The sequence below is a fragment of the Bradyrhizobium sp. GW821-FHT13H05 genome (assembly GCF_058804065.1).
Map to the genome: position 1 here is coordinate 736752 of NZ_JBXAPO010000001.1, position 19048 is coordinate 755799.

18 protein-coding genes are annotated in these 19048 nt (G+C 65.2%); 6 read left to right on the plus strand and 12 right to left on the minus strand.

What is annotated here, in order from left to right:
* Positions 1-6 precede the first annotated feature (6 nt).
* From AC1RR3_RS03475 to AC1RR3_RS03490, 4 genes are all read left to right on the plus strand, one after another.
* Positions 7-882: a branched-chain amino acid ABC transporter permease gene (locus AC1RR3_RS03475; protein ID WP_492819326.1), complete on the plus strand. Its 876-nt coding sequence runs from the start codon at positions 7-9 to the stop codon at positions 880-882.
* Entirely contained in the window at positions 879-2756 is a 1878-nt protein-coding gene (locus tag AC1RR3_RS03480) for a branched-chain amino acid ABC transporter ATP-binding protein/permease (RefSeq protein ID WP_492819328.1), read from the plus strand. Before AC1RR3_RS03475 ends, AC1RR3_RS03480 begins: the two co-directional genes overlap by 4 nt.
* The gene (locus AC1RR3_RS03485) at positions 2743-3447 is read left to right on the plus strand and encodes an ABC transporter ATP-binding protein (RefSeq protein ID WP_492819330.1); all 705 of its coding nucleotides are present in this window, start codon (positions 2743-2745) and stop codon (positions 3445-3447) included. Before AC1RR3_RS03480 ends, AC1RR3_RS03485 begins: the two co-directional genes overlap by 14 nt.
* Before the next feature lie 169 nt (positions 3448-3616).
* A complete protein-coding gene (locus tag AC1RR3_RS03490) occupies positions 3617-4441 on the plus strand; it encodes a sulfite exporter TauE/SafE family protein (RefSeq protein ID WP_492819332.1) in 825 nt (274 codons plus the stop codon).
* A gap of 151 nt (positions 4442-4592) precedes the next feature.
* Here the strand turns inward: AC1RR3_RS03490 and AC1RR3_RS03495 are convergent, their stop codons facing one another.
* From AC1RR3_RS03495 to cysG, 12 genes are all read right to left on the minus strand, one after another.
* Positions 4593-5381, minus strand: a complete 789-nt coding sequence (locus tag AC1RR3_RS03495; protein WP_492819334.1) for a 3-hydroxybutyrate dehydrogenase — start codon at positions 5379-5381, stop codon at positions 4593-4595.
* Between the two features lies 1 nt (position 5382).
* Entirely contained in the window at positions 5383-6561 is a 1179-nt protein-coding gene (locus tag AC1RR3_RS03500) for a DUF3734 domain-containing protein (protein WP_492819336.1), read from the minus strand.
* A 78-nt stretch (positions 6562-6639) separates the two neighbouring features.
* Entirely contained in the window at positions 6640-7143 is a 504-nt protein-coding gene (locus AC1RR3_RS03505; protein ID WP_492819338.1) for a CAP domain-containing protein, read from the minus strand.
* Between the two features lie 179 nt (positions 7144-7322).
* Positions 7323-8357: a sulfate/molybdate ABC transporter ATP-binding protein gene (locus tag AC1RR3_RS03510; protein ID WP_492819340.1), complete on the minus strand. Its 1035-nt coding sequence runs from the start codon at positions 8355-8357 to the stop codon at positions 7323-7325.
* A complete protein-coding gene (gene cysW / locus AC1RR3_RS03515; protein WP_492819796.1) occupies positions 8347-9258 on the minus strand; it encodes a sulfate ABC transporter permease subunit CysW in 912 nt (303 codons plus the stop codon). Before cysW ends, AC1RR3_RS03510 begins: the two co-directional genes overlap by 11 nt.
* 11 nt (positions 9259-9269) lie before the next feature.
* The gene (gene cysT / locus AC1RR3_RS03520) at positions 9270-10106 is read right to left on the minus strand and encodes a sulfate ABC transporter permease subunit CysT (protein WP_492819342.1); all 837 of its coding nucleotides are present in this window, start codon (positions 10104-10106) and stop codon (positions 9270-9272) included.
* Between the two features lie 37 nt (positions 10107-10143).
* Positions 10144-11157 carry a sulfate ABC transporter substrate-binding protein gene (locus tag AC1RR3_RS03525; RefSeq protein WP_492819344.1) on the minus strand — a complete coding sequence of 338 codons (1014 nt, stop codon included), beginning with the start codon at positions 11155-11157 and terminating at the stop codon, positions 10144-10146.
* Positions 11158-11269: 112 nt separating this feature from the next.
* The gene (locus AC1RR3_RS03530) at positions 11270-12001 is read right to left on the minus strand and encodes a phosphoadenylyl-sulfate reductase (RefSeq protein ID WP_492819346.1); all 732 of its coding nucleotides are present in this window, start codon (positions 11999-12001) and stop codon (positions 11270-11272) included.
* Positions 11998-12513 (minus strand): DUF934 domain-containing protein, encoded by a 516-nt coding sequence (locus tag AC1RR3_RS03535; protein ID WP_492819348.1) that lies wholly within the window; start codon positions 12511-12513, stop codon positions 11998-12000. The genes AC1RR3_RS03530 and AC1RR3_RS03535 overlap by 4 nt, the downstream gene beginning before the upstream one ends.
* A complete protein-coding gene (locus AC1RR3_RS03540; protein WP_492819350.1) occupies positions 12500-14155 on the minus strand; it encodes a nitrite/sulfite reductase in 1656 nt (551 codons plus the stop codon). The genes AC1RR3_RS03535 and AC1RR3_RS03540 overlap by 14 nt, the downstream gene beginning before the upstream one ends.
* 42 nt (positions 14156-14197) lie before the next feature.
* Positions 14198-14506, minus strand: a complete 309-nt coding sequence (locus tag AC1RR3_RS03545; RefSeq protein ID WP_492819352.1) for a DUF2849 domain-containing protein — start codon at positions 14504-14506, stop codon at positions 14198-14200.
* A complete protein-coding gene (gene cysG / locus AC1RR3_RS03550; protein ID WP_492819354.1) occupies positions 14503-15927 on the minus strand; it encodes a siroheme synthase CysG in 1425 nt (474 codons plus the stop codon). The genes AC1RR3_RS03545 and cysG overlap by 4 nt, the downstream gene beginning before the upstream one ends.
* 236 nt (positions 15928-16163) lie before the next feature.
* On the opposite strand from cysG, the gene cysD reads away from it, so the two are divergent.
* Both cysD and cysC read left to right on the plus strand, forming a co-directional pair.
* Complete coding sequence (gene cysD / locus AC1RR3_RS03555; protein WP_035966115.1) at positions 16164-16958, plus strand: sulfate adenylyltransferase subunit CysD; 795 nt, start codon at positions 16164-16166, stop codon at positions 16956-16958.
* Positions 16959-16977: 19 nt separating this feature from the next.
* Complete coding sequence (gene cysC, locus AC1RR3_RS03560; protein WP_492819356.1) at positions 16978-18894, plus strand: adenylyl-sulfate kinase; 1917 nt, start codon at positions 16978-16980, stop codon at positions 18892-18894.
* Positions 18895-19048 lie beyond the last annotated feature (154 nt).

Genomic DNA, 19048 nt, shown 5'->3' on the forward strand with positions numbered 1-19048 from the left:
GCGACGATGCCGAGCTGGCCCGCCCTCGCCTCACAGGCTTTCAACGGCCTGGCCCTCGGTTCGCTGCTGGCGCTCGTCAGCAGCGGCCTGACCATCATCCTCGGCACGCTCGGCGTGCTGAACTTCGCACATGGCGCATTGTTCGCCGTCGGCGCCTATGCCGCCTTCGTCATGCTGCAATATACGCAGTCGTTCCTGCTTGCGATCGCAGTCGGCTGCGGCTTCATGCTGGTGCTCGGCTTCCTGCTCGAGCGCCTGGTCATCCGCTTCTTCTACGCCCGGCCGCATGAAGACCAGATCCTGGTGACCTATGGCATCGGGATCGTGCTCGTCGAGTGCGTGCGGGCGACCTTCGGCGGCAATGCGCAGCGCGTGCCGACGCCGTCATGGGGACAAGGCGCCACGCAGCTCGGCTTCCTGATCTACCCGACCTACCGGCTCCAGCTCATCGCCATCATCGCAACGCTGCTGGTCGGACTTTATCTCGTGCTCTACCGCACCTCGATGGGCCTGGTGGTTCGGGCCGGAATCGAGAACCCCGGCATGGTCGGCATTCTCGGCATCAACCTGCGGCGCACCTTCCTGCTGGTGTTCGCGATCGGCGTCGTCGCGGTTGGTCTTGCCGGCATGCTGTACGCGCCGGTCGTGGCGGTGACTCCGGACATGGGCGCGAACTTCATGGCGCAGTCCTTCGTCGTCATCGTGCTCGGCGGCCTCGGATCGTTCCCCGGCGCCGTGGTCGGAGGGCTGATCGCGGGCGAGATCGTCAGCCTCACCAGCGCGTTCAACTCCACCTATTCGGAAGTGATGCTCTACGCGCTGATGGCGCTGCTGCTGGTGCTGCGTCCGCAGGGCCTGTTCGGGTCGGAAGGACGGGTATGAGCAACGCGCGATCGGGCGGGCTGCGGAGCCACATTCCGGAGCTCGCAATTCTCGTCACGCTGGTTGCGGCGCCCCTCGTGCTGCCGCATCTCGGCTTCTCGATCGACCTGCTGACGCGGATCCTGAACTGGGGCCTGATCGGGCTCGGCTTCGACATCCTGTTTGGCCTTGCCGGCCTCCTGTCATTCGGCCAGGCCGCGTTCTACGGCGTCGGCGGCTTCGTCACGGCGTATCTGCTGGTTTCCGGCGCGCTGAGCAGCGTGTGGCTGGCGCTCGCCGCCGGCACGATATCGGCCGGCGCGTTCGGGCTCGTCGTCGGCTGGCTCGCGGTGCGCCGCATCGGCATCTACTTCACGATGATTACGCTCGCCTTCGGCCAGATGGCCTATTTCATCGAGAACTCGCCGCTGTCGCACTATACCGGCGGCGAGAACGGCATTCCCGGCGTGCCGGTGCCCGTGCTCGGGTTCGGCGAGCACGCCATCCGCGTCAGTGCGGGCTGGCCGATGTACGTGCTGTTCGCGGTGATCTTCTTCGGCGCTTACGTGCTGGCACGCCGCATCGTCCGCTCGCCGGTCGGTGCGATCCTGCTCGCGATCAAGGAGAACACCGCGCGCGTCGCGATGCTCGGCCACAATGTGCCGGCCTACAAGCTCGCCGCCTTCGTCATCGCGGCGCTCTATGCGGGGCTTGCCGGCGGCCTGCTCGGCTCGTTCCAGAGCTACATGCCGCCCGATGCGTTCTCGCTGGAGACCTCCGGCCAGCTCGTGGTCCAGACCATCGTCGGGGGTGCCAACACCCTGGTCGGCCCGCTGGTCGGCGCCGCGGTCTGGCTGTGGCTGCGCGACAATCTCCAGCTCATCCCCGGCCTCACCACGCTGTGGAAGCTGGTGCTCGGCATCGCCTTCATCGTCCTGGTCATCGGCCTGCGCCGCGGCATCTGCGGCGAGATCATCCATTGGTGGACCGAACGCCGGACTCTCGCCGCGCGGCAGGCCGCTGAAGCCGCGACCGAGGCGATCGAAGCGAGCGGGAATGCGGCGAAAGCGGCATCGATCCGCACGCGCGACGCCACCCTGCCGCTGCCATCGCCCGTCACCGGCGACAGCGCCATTGCACTGGAAGCCCGCGCGCTGGCGCGGCACTATGGCGGGCTGAAAGCCGTTGACGGTGTCTCGTTCAAGGTACGCCGCGGCTCCATTCACGCGGTGATCGGACCGAACGGCGCTGGCAAGAGCACGCTGTTCAAGATGCTGCTGGACGAGGTCAGCCCGACCTCGGGCCATGTGCTGCTGTTCGGATCGCAGGTGACCGGCCACGGCGTCAGCCGCGCCGCGCAGTTCGGCATCGCCAAATCCAACCAGTTGAACCAGCTGTTCCCCAACCTCTCGGTGCGAAAGAATTTACGCATCGCCGCGCTGGCGCGCCGCCGCGGGCCGCTGCGCATCGACTTGCTGCGCACCGCCGACAGCCTGCCGGACGTGGAAGCGCAGATCGACGCAATCATGACCCTGCTCGACCTGACTGCCCGCGCCGATACGCCAACGCATATCCTCGCCTATGGCGAGAAGCGGCGGCTCGAGATCGGCATGGCGCTCGCCACCAGCCCGAAAGTGCTGCTGCTCGACGAGCCGCTCGCCGGCATGAGCCCGTCGGAGCGAACCGCGACCTGCGCGCTGATCCGCGACATCGCGCGGACCTGCACCATCGTCATCGTCGAGCACGACCTCGACGCGATCTTCGGCCTCGCCGAGCGCATCACCGTGCTCTACGAGGGCCGGCTGCTGGCCGACGGCACCGCCGACGAGATTCGCGGCAACCAGCAGGTTCAGGACGCATATCTCGGAGGGCTTCACGCGCATGAGCCTGCTTGAAGTCGATCGCATCAACACGCTCTACGGCGATTCCCACGTGCTGTTCGACCTTTCGATCCGGGTCGAGGAAGGCGAGGTCGTGGCGCTGCTCGGCCGCAACGGCGCCGGCAAGACCACGACGTTGCGCTCGATCATGGGCGTGCTGGCGCCGAGGAGCGGCGAGATCCGGCTCGACGGCAAGCCGATCAGTGGCCTCGCCCCGTCCACCATCGCCAACATGGGCGTGCAGCTTGTGCCCGAGGAACGCGCGATCTTCGGCGGGTTGACGGTAGAAGAGAACCTGCGCATCGCCGCACTGACGGCGCCGAACGCGTGGTCGTTCGAGCGCATCTACGACGTGTTTCCGCGCCTCAAGCAGCGGCGCAGGTCCCTGGGACGTACGCTGTCCGGCGGCGAGCAGCAGATGCTGTCGATTGCGCGCGCGCTGATCCGCGACGCCCGCATCATCCTGCTGGACGAGCCGTTCGAGGGCCTGGCGCCGCTGATCGTGCGCGACCTCGTCAACGTCGCCGCCGGCCTCGCGCGCGAAGGCCGCACCATGATCGTGGTGGAGCAGAACGTCGCCGCCGCGCTCAGCTTCGCCACCCGCGTCTACGGCCTCAACAACGGCCACGTGGTGTTCGAGGGTACCTCCGCCCAGCTGACCGCCAACCCGGACCTGGCGCGGGATTTCCTCGGCGTCGGCGCGTGACCGCCGCGAACGGCTGTTTCGCAAAACGGCGCTGATTTGGGCGAAACGACTGCCCGGCGCCGTGCAGTGGCAAGATTTTTCTTATTTGGTCCAGCAGGTTGCGCCAAAGGGAAACTTTATTCTACGTCGTATTGCCCAACCGACGAGATAAACCTAAGATTCCCGCCGCATGATTGATCCACTCTACGTCGCCTCCGGATTCGGCGTCGGCCTGCTTGTCGGGATGACCGGCGTGGGAGGCGGGTCGTTGATGACGCCGCTCCTGATCCTGCTGTTCGGTGTCCATCCATCGACGGCCGTCGGGACCGACCTGCTTTATGCCGCCGCCACCAAGACCGGCGGCAGCGTGGTGCATGGCTGGTCGCGCAGCGTGCACTGGCCGGCGGTGCTGCGGCTCGCCTGCGGCAGCATTCCGGCGAGCGCCCTGACCCTGCTCGTGCTGTGGCAACTCGATCTCAAGAGCGATTCCGAGCGCAGCCTCGTCAATCTCGTGCTCTGCTTTGCCCTTCTCCTGACCGCCACGTCCCTGATCTTCCGCAAGGCGATCATGGAGCGTTACCGGAAGCGCCTCGAGCAGGTCGATGAACGCACCACGGCGATCGCGACCGTCGTCACCGGCATCGTGCTCGGCGTGCTGGTCTCGATTTCGTCGGTTGGCGCCGGCGCGGTCGGCGTCACCGTGCTGCTGCTGCTCTACCCGCGCCTGCCGATGGCAACCATCGTCGGCTCCGACATCGCCCATGCGGTGCCGCTGACGCTGGTCGCGGGCATCGGGCACTGGGCGCTTGGCGACGTCGATTGGGCGCTGATGGGCGTGCTGCTGCTGGGCTCGCTGCCCGGCATCATCGTCGGCAGCTTCAGCGCGACGCGCGTTCCCGAGACGGTGCTGCGCCTGACGCTTGCCAGCGTGCTGTTCGTGGTCGCCGGCAAGATCATGTTCGCGGAGCTGAACCTGTCGTCCGCGTTCGTGACGGCTCTGGCGTGGACGCATTGAGGCCCAAGGACCACGCCCCACTCTCGCTGTCATCGCCCGCGAAGGCGGGCGATCCAGTACTCCGTGACGGCTGTGATTAGCCGAGAAGCTGCGGAGTGCTGGATGCCCCGCCTTCGCGGGGCATGACCGAAAGTTGTTAGGTTGACGCTGCTTACTCCGCGGTCCAGCCACCATCGATTGACAGATTCGTGCCGGTGATCTGCGCGGCATCGTCGCCACACAGGAACAGCGCCAGGGCTGCGACCTGCTCGGAGGTGACGAACTCCTTGGTCGGCTGCGCGTCGAGCAGCACGTCGTTGATGACCTGCTCGCGCGTGAGGTTGCGGGCCTTCATCGTATCCGGGATCTGCTTCTCCACCAGCGGCGTCCAGACATAGCCGGGGCTGATGCAGTTGCAGGTGATCTTGTGGGTCGCAACCTCCAGCGCCACGGTCTTGGTGAGACCGGCAATGCCGTGCTTGGCCGAGACGTAGGCCGACTTGAAGGGCGAGGCGACCAGCGAGTGCGCCGAGGCCGTGTTGATGATGCGGCCCCAGCCCTTCTTCTTCATGCCGGGCACCGCGGCGCGGATGGCATGGAAGGCCGAGGACAAATTGATCGCGATGATCTGGTCCCACTTCTCGACCGGGAATTCCTCGATCGGCGAGACGAACTGGATGCCGGCATTGTTGACGAGAATGTCGACCGAGCCGAACGAGCTCTCGCCGAGGGCGATCATCCCGGCGATCTCGGCAGGCTTGGTCATGTCGGCGGGTGAATAGACCGCCTTGACGCCGAAATCGGACTCGATCTTGGCGCGCTCCTTCTCGATATCCTCAGGGGAGCCGAAGCCGTTGATGACGACATTGGCGCCGGCGGCCGCGAAGGCGCGCGCATAAGCGAGCCCGATGCCGCTGGTCGAACCGGTCACGACGGCGTTCTTGCCTGACAGACTACCCATATTATTCGCTCCTTTTTGGCGGGGGCACGGTGACGTCCCCCGTGAGATCGTAGGTCATCATGGTCTCGCCGGACTGCGGCTTGTCGAGCCAATCCTTGTGGCGCATCGACAGATGCACGTCGCGCACGCCAGCTTCCCAATGCTCGACCATGGCGACATGCGAGAAATCATAGTCCTTGGACGAGGATTCGTAGTTCTTGCTGCGATAGATCAGGTGCACCACGGTGACGGTGCTCTCACGAGATGCCTTCGCGAGGAATTCGACGGAAGGGTCGTTCTTGAGATAATCGGGCAATTTGGAAATCAGGTCGCGCACCGCCCGGCGGGCATTGTGGATCTGCTTGTTCTTGTCGGTGTTCATCCGCGTGCGGCTGGAGAAGCGGATGTCCTTCTCGCGCTCGGTGGCCTCGAGCAGCGAATTCGGCAAATCGCCGCGGGCGCTGAACAGGTCGACCTGGAAGATCAGCATGTCGCGATCGACCTCGGCATCGAGCACGTAGTCGAGCGGCGTGTTGGAGGCGATGCCGCCGTCCCAATAATGCTCGCCGTCGATGACCACGGACGGAAAGCCCGGCGGCAGCGCGCCGGAGGCCATGATGTGTTCGGGGCCGATCTTCTTGCCGAGCTTCTTGAACTCGTAATTGTCGAAATATTTGAAGTTGCCCGAGGTGACGCCGACTGCGCCGACGGAGAAGCGCGTCTTAAGGTCGTTGATGCGGTCGAAATCGACCAGCCGCTCCAGCGTCTTCTTCAGCGGCGCGGTGTCGTAATAGCTCTCGGCCTGCGGGCTGCCGGGTGGCCACATCGGCGCGGGCGGCACGCGCGGGACGAAGAAGCCCGGCACGCCGAAGGTCGCAATCAGCGCCGCGCTGGTCGAATTGAAGAGCTCGCGGCTGTGGTCGCTCTTGCCGATCGGCTTCCACGGCACCGGCGCCGAGACCATCTCCCAGAACTCTTTCAGGCGCTTGACGCGGGTATGGCCCTCGTTGCCGGCGATGATGGCGGCGTTGACCGCACCGATCGAGATGCCCGCGACCCATTCCGGCTCGAAGCCGTAGCCGCACAGCGCCTGATAGGCGCCGGCCTGATACGAGCCGAGCGCACCGCCGCCCTGCAAGACCAGGACGCGTTGCGCATTCGCGGGGACGCTGGCGGATTCCGTACTGGTGTGATCGGTCATGCGGGAACAATAGCAGATGACGGGCGACCGTGGCGACAGATCGCCGCGGCGTCAATGCATCCCGGGATCAAGTCTGGCTTATCGGGAGTCCGTTGAGGCCAGGATCATGGTCCAGAACACCTTGTATTTGGTGCCCGGAGCATAGCTCGCCGCTATGCCCAATTTTGTGACACCGCCCTTGAGCATGTTGGCGCGGTGGGGAGGCGAGTCGCGCCAGCCGGAAAACGCTTCCGCCAGCGTATGATAGCCGGCCGAGATGTTCTCGACCGCCACGGTCGCGGGATAGCCGCCGGCGGCGAGGCGCTTGGCGAGGGGGGCGCGGACGTCATGGTCCATCTTGTTGGCCGCGGCCATGGCATTGGACTGGGATTCGGCGAGCCGCATCAGATCAGGGTCGATGACGACGGTGCCGAGGGCGTTGTTCTGGCGGTATTGCGAGATCATGATCGCGGCCGCCTGGGCATCGAGCTTGGAGCCCGGGACCGCCATATCGGCATACATCGACGGCTGCTGGACCGGCGCTTCGTTGCCGGCACAGCCGGCGAGAAGCAAAGTGATGAGAATTGCGGCCGCAGCGCGCATGAATCGGAGCCCCCAAAGGAAGGGGCCGTTGTTGCATACCAACCGTGGCTGAAAGGTGAATTTTGAGGAAAATCGTAGCTGTCATCCCGGGGCAGCGCGCAGCGCTGAACCCGGAATCTCGCGCGACAACCTCGGGATTCCGGGTTCGCGCTGGCGCGCGCCCCGGAATGACGGGGGGCTCAGCCCGCAAATATCCGGTAGCGGCGCGGCTCGAGGCCAATGGTGTCGCCGGCGCGCAGTTCCCTGCCGCGGGGGGCGTCGATCTCGATGGTCTGGCCGCCCGATAGTGCAACCTCCGCCCGCTGCACCGGGCCGAAATTGCGGACATGCTGAACCGCGCCCTCGAAGGCGCCGCTGCCGGGCGGGCCGACCAGCATGTCATGTCGCCGCACGAACAGTTTTGACGCGCCAGGCGCAAGCCCGTCCGCCGCCAGGCGGAGCGACTGCTCGCCGAGCCTGATCACGCCGCCCTCGACCTGGACCGGCAGCTCGATGGACTCGCCGATGAAGCCGTGGACGAAGGCGGTCGCCGGGGTCTCGTAGACGTCGTCGGGCGAACCGATCTGCTCGATCCTGCCCTTGTCCATCACCACGACGCGGTTGGCGACTTCCAGCGCCTCCTCCTGGTCGTGGGTGACGAAGATCGAGGTGACGTTGATCTCGTGGTGCAGGGAGCGCAGCCATTTGCGCAGCTCCTTGCGCACCTTGGCATCGAGCGCGCCGAAGGGCTCGTCAAGCAAGAGGATGCGGGGTTCGATCGCGAGCGCGCGGGCAAGCGCGATGCGCTGGCGCTGGCCGCCGGAGAGCTGGCTCGGATAGCGATCGGCGAGCCAATCAAGCTGCACGAGATCAAGCAGCTCCTTCACCCGCGCACGGATCGCGGCCTCGTCCTTTCGCACCGCGCGCGGCTGCACGCGCAGGCCGAAAGCGACGTTCTCGAACACCGTCATATGGCGGAACAGCGCGTAGTGCTGGAACACGAAGCCGACGTGGCGTTCGCGCGCGCCCTGCGCCAGCGCATCCTCGCCGTTGAAGGCGACCTCGCCGGAATCCGGCCAGTCGAGCCCGGCGATGATCCGCAGCAGCGTGGTCTTGCCGGAGCCGGACGGACCGAGCAGCGCCAGCAACTCGCCATTGTCGACCTTGAGGTCGACGCCGTCGAGGGCGGCAAAGCTGCCGAACTTCTTGACGAGATTCCTGACTTCAATGGTCACTTGCGTCCTGTCCTTCGTCCAGATGACCTTCGAGAACGGTCTTGGCGATCAGCGTGATCAGCGCCAGCATCGCCAGCAGCGAGGCGATCGCGAAGGCGGCGACGAACTGGTATTCATTGTAGAGGATCTCGACCAGCAGCGGCATCGTGTTGGTCTCGCCGCGGATATGGCCGGAGACGACGGAGACCGCGCCGAACTCGCCCATCGCGCGGGCGTTGCAGAGCAGCACGCCGTAGAGCACGCCCCATTTGATGTTCGGCAGCGTGACGCGGAAGAAGGTTTGCAGGCCGGAGGCACCGAGCGAGATCGCGGCCTCCTCCTCCTGCGTGCCCTGCTCCTGCATCAAGGGGATCAGCGCGCGCGCCACGAAGGGGAAGGTCACGAAGGTCGTCGCGAGCGCGATGCCGGGCACCGCGAACAGGATCTGGATGTCGTGATCCCTGAGCCAGCCGCCGAAATAGCCCTGCGCGCCGAACAGCAGCACGAAGACGAGGCCCGAGATCACCGGGCTCACCGAGAACGGCAGGTCGATCAGGGTGATCAGCAAGGTCTTGCCCGGGAATTCGAATTTCGCAATCGCCCAGGCGGCGACGAGACCAAAGACGAGATTGAGGCCGACCGAGATCGCCGCGACGATCAACGTCAGCTTGATCGCGGACAACGCCTCCGGGTCGGCCAGCGCGGACAGATAGGCCAGGATGCCCTTCGAGAAGGCCTGCGCGAACACCAGGACAAGCGGCAGCACGACGAAGACGGAGAGGAAGATCATCGCCAGCGCGATGATGGTGATGCGGACCGCGCGCGGTTCGGTGCGGAGATTATTCCGCGCGGCCGCCGCATGTGCACGTGCCTTGGCGTCGGAGGCCGAGAGCGACACGGAATCTGCAATCTGCATCGTCATCATATCCGCCCTCAGCGCGCCGGGATCCGGCTCTGCGCCCAGCGCTGGAGTCGGTTGACGGCGAAGATGATGACGAAGGAGACGACGAGCATGACGACCGCAATCGCAGTCGCGTCGGCGTAGCGGAATTCGGAGAGACGGATCACGATCAGCAATGGCGCGATCTCGGAGACATTCGGCAGATTGCCGGCGATGAAGATCACCGAGCCGTATTCGCCGACGGCGCGGGCGAAGGCGAGCGCGAGGCCGGTGAGCAGCGCCGGCGCGAGCGAGGGCAGGATCACGCGAATGATGGTCTGCCAGCGGCTGGCGCCAAGGCTGCCCGCGGCCTCCTCGATCTCGGGGTCGAGATCCTGGAGCACCGGCTGCACCGTACGCACCACGAAGGGAATCCCGATGAAGATCATGGCGACGAAGATGCCGACCGGCGTGAACGCCACCTTGATGCCGAGCGCCGTGAGCGGCGCACCCAGCCAGCCCTTCTCGGCAAACAGCGCCGTCAGTGCGACGCCGGCAACCGCCGTCGGCAGCGCAAAGGGCACGTCGACGATGGCGTCGAAGATGCGCCGGCCGGGAAAGCGATAACGCACCAGCGCCCAGACGATGATGCTGCCCATCACCAGATTGACGCAGGCCGCTGCGAAGGCGAGTCCAAACGACACGCGGAGCGCGTTCAGGGTGCGGCGGCTGGAGAGGATGTTCCAGAACTGCTCGGGGCTCAGCTCGAGCGATTTCAGGAACAGGCCGGCGAGCGGAATCAGGATGATCACGGACAACCAGGAAAGCGTCAGTCCCATCGTGAGACCGAAGCCCGGCAATGTCCGTCGTCGTGCTGCAACTGCGCTCACCAGGCCCCCTGCTAAAGCCTCCTAAGACAGCGCCCGATCAGTTCTTGTAGATCTGATCAAAGACGCCGCCGTCGGCAAAATGTTCCTTCTGCGCCTTGGTCCAGCCGCCAAAAAATTCGTCGATCGTGAACAGCTCGACCTTTGCGAAGGAGTTTTCATACTTTTTAGCGATCTCGGCATCGCGCGGACGATAGAAGTTCCGCGCGGCGATCTCCTGCCCCTCCTTGGTGTACCAGTATTGAAGGTAGGCATCGGCGGCGTTGCGGGTGCCCTTCTTGTCGGCAACCTTGTCCACGATCGCGACCGGCGGCTCCGCCAGGATCGACAGCGGCGGCGCCACGATCTCGAATTTTTCCGGGCCGAACTCCTTCAGCGCGAGATAGGCCTCGTTCTCCCAGGCGAGCAGCACATCGCCAACGCCGCGCTCGACGAAGGTCACGGTGGCGCCCCGCGCGCCGGTGTCGAGCACCGGCACCTGCTGGAACAGCTTTCCGACGAACTCCTTGGCCTTGTCGGCCGAGCCGTACTTCTTCTGCGCAAAGCCCCAGGCCGCAAGATAATTCCAGCGCGCACCGCCCGAGGTCTTCGGGTTCGGCGTGATCACGGCAACGCCCGACTTGAGCAGATCGTCCCAGTCCTTGATGCCCTTGGGATTGCCCTTGCGCACCAGGAACACGATGGTCGAGGTGTAGGGTGATGAATTCTGCGGCAGACGCTTCTGCCAGTCGGTGGCAGTCAGTCCCTTGCCGGCGATGGCATCGATGTCATAGGCAAGCGCCAGCGTCACCACGTCGGCCTGCAATCCGTCGATCACCGCGCGCGCCTGCGAACCGCTGCCGCCATGCGACTGCTTGATCTCGACGCTCTTGCCGGTCTCTTTCTGAAAGGCGGTCGCGAACGCCTTGTTGAACTCGACATAGAGCTCGCGCGTCGGATCGTACGACACGTTCAAAAGATTGATGTCAGCGGCGAGGGCCGAGCTTGCCAAGAACCCTGTCACGAGCAGCCCTGCCGCGAGCGGAACGATACGGCGCATCATGTCCATCTCCATTCACCTCGACGGCATCGGCGCCGTCGATGGCATGCGGGCATAACTCGGGGCGAAACGCTCTTAAGTCAACGGAACCGGATTTTCTTGTTTGAAGGCTCGCAGCCTGACTGTGCTACAAAGCCTTCATCGTATGGATGCCGCATTCTGTCTTCGCCCGGCCGCGCCAGCGACCGGCGCGTGCATCCTCGCCCTCAGTCGTTCTGCTCGTGCAAGGCATACACCCAACCGACAGAAAACCGGAGGCGGCCAGCGGATGACGCGGCAATTTGGCGCGGACGAAGATCGCCTCGAGTTCCTCGCGCGAGACATTGGCAAAGGGGTTGAATTTCAGCCGCGCGCCGTCGTCCTCGACGACCGGAATGTCGGTGCGCGCATTGCCCTGAAAGCGCTTGCGGCCGTTGAGCCAGGCATCGAACGGCTTTAGCGCGCGCGACAGCGGCTCGACCTTGCGGATGCGACAGCAGGCATCGGGATCGGAGAACCAGAGATCGCGCTCGGGATCCTCGCGCGACAAGGACTCCTCCGTCGGCTTGATCGAGCGGACGTCCTTGAGGCCGAGCGTCGCGATCAGCGTATCGCGATAGGCCAGCGTCTCCTCGAACAGCCAGCCGGTATCGAGAAAAATCACGGGGATTGCCGGATCGACATCCGCCATGACCTTGAGCAGCGTCGCCGATTCCGCCCCGAAGGACGACACCAGCGCAAGTTTTTCACGACCAACCGCCTTCAGGGCCGCCCCGATGATCTCCGCGGGCGAGGCATCGCGCAAGGCGCGATCGAGCTCCTCCACTGACGGCCGCACAGAGATCGGCGTTGACGAAGCCTGAAGCGCGATTGCGTTCACGTGCCGACACCTTCGGAGTGACGCAGCTGCATGCGCCGGTGCAGCGCCGTGATGCGGCCATCACCGGTCGGCTGGTAGAACACCGAATAGCGTTTTGCGGTCTGCATGAAGGCTTCCGCATCGGCCTGCTTCTTGACCTCGAAGGAATCGAAGCCGGCCCGCAGCATGAACACGAACTGGTCGCGCAGCACCTGGCCCGTGGCCCGCAGCTCGCCGCGATAATTGTAACGCTCGCGCAGCAGCCGCGCCTGGCTGTAGGCGCGTCCATCGCGGAAGCTCGGGAACACCAAGGCGACGACAGCGATCTTGCCGAGATGGGGCACGAGCTCGGCGATGTCGCGGTTGTTCGGCCAGATCACGCCGACCTTGCCGCCGCGCTTGAGCAACGCGTCCGCGTCGGCCAAGAAGCGCTCCGCCGGCACCAGGATGTCACCGCTCGCGGGCAGCGGCGTGTCGACGGCCAGCTTGGCAAAACTGTCGTCGGCGATTTTTCCGCCGTTAACGAGTGGCATAGACGCGCTCCTTGAAGGGTTCGACGCCGAGGCGCTTCACGGTGTCGACGAACAGCTCTTCGGGCCGCTCGCGCAACGCGAGATAGGCTTCCACGATGTCCTCGACGACGTCGGCGACCTCGTCGAACTTGACGCCCGGGCCGATCAGATTGCCGAGCGCGGCACTCTCGTCGGCACGGCCGCCGATGGTGATCTGGTAGACCTCCTCGCCGTTCTTCTCGACGCCGAGAATGCCGATATGGCCGACATGGTGATGGCCGCAGGCGTTGATGCAGCCGGAGATGTTGATGTGGAGACGGCCGATCAGATTGGCCAGCTCGTGGTTGGCGAAGCGCCGCGTCAGCTCCTGCGCGATCGGGATCGAGCGCGCATTCGCGAGCGAACAGTAATCCAGCCCCGGACAGGCGATGATGTCGGTGATCAGGTTGACGTTCGGGGTCGCGAGGCCAAGCTTGTCGAGCGCCTTCCACAGCGCCGGCAGATCGCGCTTGGCGACATGCGGCAGTGCCAGGTTCTGCTCGTGGCCGACGCGGATCTCACCGAAGGAATATTTGTCGGCGAGATCGGCCAGCGCATCCATCTGCTCGGCGGTGGCATCGCCGGGAGGCGCGCCGATCGGTTTCAGCGAGATCGTGACGATGGAATAGCCCTGGTTCTTGTGCGCGGCGACCGAGTTCTTGCGCCACGCCTCGAAATCGGGATCGGCCGCGGCCTGCCGCAGCTCGTCCGGATTGTGCGGCAGCTTTTCGTAGGCCGGATAGATGAAGCGGGAGCGGATGTCCTCGATCACCTCGTCGTCGATCTGGAGCGAGGAGTTGCGGATATGCTGCCACTCTTCCTCGACCTCGCGGGAGAACTTCTCGATGCCGAGCTCGTGCACCAGGATCTTGATGCGCGCCTTGTAGATGTTGTCGCGGCGTCCGTACTGATTGTAGACGCGCAGGATCGCCTCGATATAGCTGAGGAGATCGCGGCCATGAACGAAGTGCTTGATGGTTTTGCCGATGAACGGCGTGCGGCCGAGACCGCCGCCGACCAGCACCTCGAAGCCGGTTTCGCCCTTTTCGTTCTTGATCAGACGCAAGCCGATATCGTGCACCTTGATCGCGGCGCGGTCGTGGTCCGACGCGATGATCGCGATCTTGAACTTGCGCGGCAGGAACGAGAATTCCGGATGCAGCGTGGTGTGCTGGCGGATCAACTCCGACCAGATGCGGGGATCTTCGATCTCGCCCGGCGCGACGCCGGCCCACTGGTCCGAGGTGACGTTGCGCATGTTGTTGCCGGAGGTCTGCATCGCGTGGATGCCGACCTCGGCGAGATCGGCCAGCGCATCCGGCAGGTCCGACAGCTTGATCCAGTTGAACTGGATGTTCTGGCGCGTGGTGAAATGGCCGTAGCCGCGGTCGTATTTGCGCGCGACATGGGCAAGCCGCCGCAGCTGGTTCGACGCCAGCGTTCCATAGGGAATCGCGACGCGGAACATATAGGCGTGCAGCTGCAGATAGACGCCGTTCTGCAGGCGCAGCATCTTGAATTCGTCTTCGGTGAGCTCGCCAGAGAGGCGGCGCTGCACCTGGTCACGGAATTCCGAGACGCGCTCGTTGACCAGCGTGCGATCGATTTCGTCGTAAGCGTACATGATTGAAGTGCCTTAAAACTCGACTTGCAGCTCGACCTGCGATCAGACCGGCAGGTCGATTGTCACGCCGTCGCGGCGGATCTGCTCGCGCAGATTGCCCGGCAGGATCTTGCCGTCCTCGCCGATCTGGACCGGAGCGATATAGGGACCGATCGCACCGACGTCATCGGCCACAGCCTCGGCGAGCAACGCCTTCGCTTCGTCGGAGTTTCGCACGATCGCGGCCTCCGCCAGATCAGCCGACCAACCCTTGGCAGCGGTGCGGTAGACGACAACGCCGTCCCAGGTGCGGTTCGCGGTCACCACGGAGGAACCGTTGATCTTGAGTTTCTGTTGCAGAGGAGAGGTCATTCGGCAGCATCCAGCAGGTCAGAGATGATTTGTTTGGGTGTTTCGCGGCGAAGCGAACCGGCATGCCGGACCACGTCGCCGATGATGAGGATGGCAGGACCACCGTTGGTCCGCCGCACGAGTTCGGGCAAATCACGCAGCGTGCCGATCACGCCTTGCGCGTCTGGACGCGTGACGCGGACGAACACGCCGACCGGCGTCTCCGGCGAACGGCCGGCGGCGAACAGGCCTGCGCGTATCGCGGGCGCCGCGGTCATGCCCATGTAAACCACGACCGTCATCTTGGTGTCGGTCAGCGTCGACCAGTCCACGTTCTCGGCATCGCGCGCCTTGTGCGCGGTGAGGAAGGTGATGCGGGTCGCTTCATGGCGGTAGGTCAGCGGCACCTCGAAATCAGCGGCGCCGCCGAGCCCAGCGGTGATGCCGGGAATGATCGAATAGGCGACGCCGGCGGCGCGCAGCGCTTCGACCTCTTCGCCGCCGCGGCCGAACACGAAGGGATCGCCGCCCTTGAGCCGCACCACGCGCTGGCCGGATTGCGCGGCCTCGATCATCCGCTTGTTGATGGCGTCCTGGCCGATGCCGGGCTTGCCGACGCGGCGGCCGACCGCAACGCGCGTGGTGTCGCGGCGGATCCGGTCGAGAATTTCGCCCGAGACCAGCTCGTCGTGGAAGACGATGTCGGCGTCCTGGAGCGCGCGCAGCGCCTTGATGGTGAGAAGATCAGGATCGCCGGGGCCGGCGCCGACCAACGCAACCGAGCCTTCCGGCTTGTCGGCACGCGCGAAAGCGGAGGGATCGGAGATCGCCGTGAGCGCCGCGTCTGCCTCGCCCTTGCGGCCAGCCAGCACGGCGGCGCCGATCGGCCCGTCGATGACGCGCTCCCAGAAGCGGCGACGCAGCGGAAACTCGGCAATGCGCTCGTTGATGGATTTGCGGAAGCCGCCGATGAACTCGGCGAGTTCGCCGATACGGGCGGGCAGCAACGCCTCGATCTTCTCGCGCACGCGCCGTGCCACCACCGGCGAGGTGCCGCCGGTGCCGACCGCGACCACGACATCGCCGCGATCGACGATGGCGGGGAAGATGAAGCTGGAATGCTCGAGATCGTCCATGACGTTGACGGGCAGACCGAGCGACTTGGCGCGGACCGACATCGCAACGCCGACATCTCCCGCCCCCGCGCAGACGATGGCGATGACCCCGGCGAGATCGGCGGTGAGCGGATCGCCGGCCGCGACCTCTATGCGCGCCGCGTCATCGGAGCCGAGACCCAGATCGTGATTGCCGTCGATCGCATGCACGCGGATGCGCGCGCCGGCAGCGGCGAGCACGCGCAGCTTGGCGCGCAAAAGCTCACCGGCGCCGATGAGGACCACCGGACCGGCCTTGAGATCGAGGAACACTGGCAAGAACCGCATGCGATACTCGCTTCCCCCACATCCGGGGTTGACTGGAATTATTTTCTATATATGTGTCGTTTCGAGTGCGCAAAGAGAAAATTTTTTCTTCTCTTCCGCACCGCAACTATAGAATTTTCGCCTCCAAACACAAAGTGGCAGAGATGCATCTTCTCAGGACCGATTCCGGTGCAGATGGACGGGACTCCCGCCCCCCCGTTTCCGAGCAAATTTCCGTCGGGCTGACCGCCCCCGGCATGGACCATCTCGACCAGCTCGAGGCGCAGAGCATCTACATCTTCCGCGAGGCTTTTGGCCGTTTGAAGAAGATCGCCCTGCTGTGGTCGCTCGGCAAGGACTCCAACGTCATGATCTGGCTGGCGCGCAAGGCCTTCTTCGGCCGCCTGCCGTTCCCCGCCCTCCATGTCGACACCGGCAAGAAGTTTCCGGAGATGTATCGCTTCCGCGATCATTACGGCAAGGAGTGGGATCTCGACCTGCGCGTCGAGCCCTGCCCGCCCATCGATGCCGTCGACCCAACGCTGCCGCCGGCCGCGCGTTCCGCCGCGCGCAAGACCGAGGGCCTCAAGATGGCGCTCGGCAAATACGGTTTTGACGGCCTGATCGCCGGCATCCGCCGCGACGAGGAGGCGACCCGCGCCAAGGAGCGCGTGTTCTCGCCGCGCGGCCTGGAGGGCAATTGGGACGTGCGCGACCAGCCGCCGGAATTCTGGGATCATTTCAACGCCTCGCCGCCGCAGGGCGCGCATTTGCGGATCCACCCGATCCTGCATTGGACCGAGGCCGACATCTGGGCCTACACCAAGCGCGAGAATATCCCGATCATCCCGCTGTACCTGTCGCAGAACGGCAAGCGCTATCGCTCGCTGGGCGACCAGGACATCACCAACCCCGTGAATTCGACCGCGTCGAACATCGACGAGATCCTGGCCGAGCTCGAGCAGACCAAGGTGCCGGAGCGCGCCGGCCGTGCGCTCGACCACGAGACCGAGGACGCTTTCGAGCGCCTCCGCGTCGCCGGCTATCTCTGATCAAGGACGCGAGCGCGATATGAACATGATCGTCACCCCCGCTTCGCCTGCGACCCCGAACGGCACCACGCGTCCGCAAGTGCGTATCGTCATCGTCGGCCATGTCGATCACGGCAAGTCGACGCTGGTCGGCCGCCTGCTGCATGAGACCGGCAGCCTGCCCGACGGCAAGCTCGAAATGCTCAAGGCCGTCAGCGCGCGGCGTGGCATGCCGTTCGAATGGTCGTTCCTGCTCGACGCGCTCCAGACCGAGCGCGACCAGGGCATCACCATCGACACCACGCAGATCCGCTTCCGCACCAATTCGCGCGACATCGTCCTGATCGACGCGCCCGGCCATGCCGAATTCCTGCGCAACATGATCACCGGCGCTTCCCAGGCCGACGGCGCGGTGTTGATCATCGACGCGCTGGAGGGCGTGCGCGACCAGACAAGGCGGCACGGCTATCTCCTGCATCTGCTCGGCGTGAAGCAGGTCGCGGTCGTCGTCAACAAGATGGACCGCGTCGACTTCTCCGCCGAACGTTTCAAGGAGATCAGCGACGAGATATCCGCGCATCTGCAAGGCCTCGGCGTGAAGCCGACCGCCGTGATCCCGATCTCCGCGCGCGATGGCGACGGTGTCGCCGAGCGCACCGATCGCATTGGCTGGTACAAGGGACCGACCGTGGTCGAGGCGCTTGATAGGCTCGAGCCGGCCCGGCCGCTGGAAGCGCTGGCGCTGCGCCTGCCTGTGCAGGCGATCTACAAATTCGATGATCGCCGCATCGTCGCGGGCCGGATCGAATCCGGCAGCCTCATCGCGGGCGACGAGATCGTGATCATGCCGGCCGGCAAGATCGCCAGGATCAAGACGGTCGAGAGCTGGCCGGTGACGCCGGTGGCGGGACGCCAGGGTGCCGGCCGCTCGGTCGGCATCACGCTGGACCGCGAATTGTTCCTTGAGCGCGGCGATATCATCGCGCATGCCGACGCCGCCCCGCGCGAGACGCGGCGGCTGCGCGCGCGCATCTTCTGGCTCCACGACAAGCCGCTCGCCAAGGGTGACCAGCTGCTGGTGCGCTGCGGGCCGAAGGAGAGCCGCGCCACCGTCGTCGCCATCGAGAAGGCGGTCGATCCCGGCGAATTGTCGAGCGTCGAGAACAAGGCGATCGGCCGCAACCATGTCGGCGAGATCGACATCTCTCTTTCGAACCCGATCGCAACCGATCCCTACACCGAAAATCCGCGCACCGGGCGCCTGGTGATCGAGGTCTCCGGGCGTATCGCCGGCGGCGGCCTGGTGCTGTCGGTCGATGCCGGCCAGCGCGCCGTACCCGTTGATATCGTGCCGGTGGAATCGGCGCTGCGCCTCGACGAGCGCTCCGCGCGCTACCGCCACAACGGCGCCGTGGTCTGGCTCACCGGCCTGCCGGCCTCCGGCAAGTCGACTCTTGCAAAAGCGCTGGAGCGACGGCTGTTCACCAACGGCGGCTCGCCGATCCTGCTCGACGGCGACACGTTGCGTGCAGGCCTCAACAGTGATCTCGGCTTCTCCGCCGCCGACCGCAGCGAAAACATCCGTCGTCTCGCCGAGGTCGCGACGCATCTTGCCCGCAACGGGCACATCGCCATCGTCGCCGCCGTCTCGCCCGCCCGCGAGGACCGCGCCACGGCGCGTCGCATCGCCGACACCGCGTTCCGCGAGATCCATGTCGCGACACCGGCCGGCGTCTGCGAGGAGCGCGATCCCAAGGGCCACTACAAGAAGGCCCGTGCGGGAGCGCTTGCCTCCTTTACGGGCATCGGCAAAGACTACGAGGTGCCGCAGTCCGCCGAGCTCGTGATCGACACCTCGACGCGAACGGTTGCGGATGCCGCTGACGAGATCGAGCAGATGCTGAAGACATCAGGCGTGCTGTTCGACGAACTCGTGGACCTCGCTGCGAATATTTGAGGCGCAGCCTCCTACGTCATGGCCGGGCTTGACCCGGCCATCCACCTGCCGCCGCATCTGAGGAGCCCGGCATGGCCGGGCGATGACAGCCAGCCTGCCGCCCCTCGCTTGACATTTTGACAGACCTTTAGGGGCCTTCTCACGGCCCCGATTT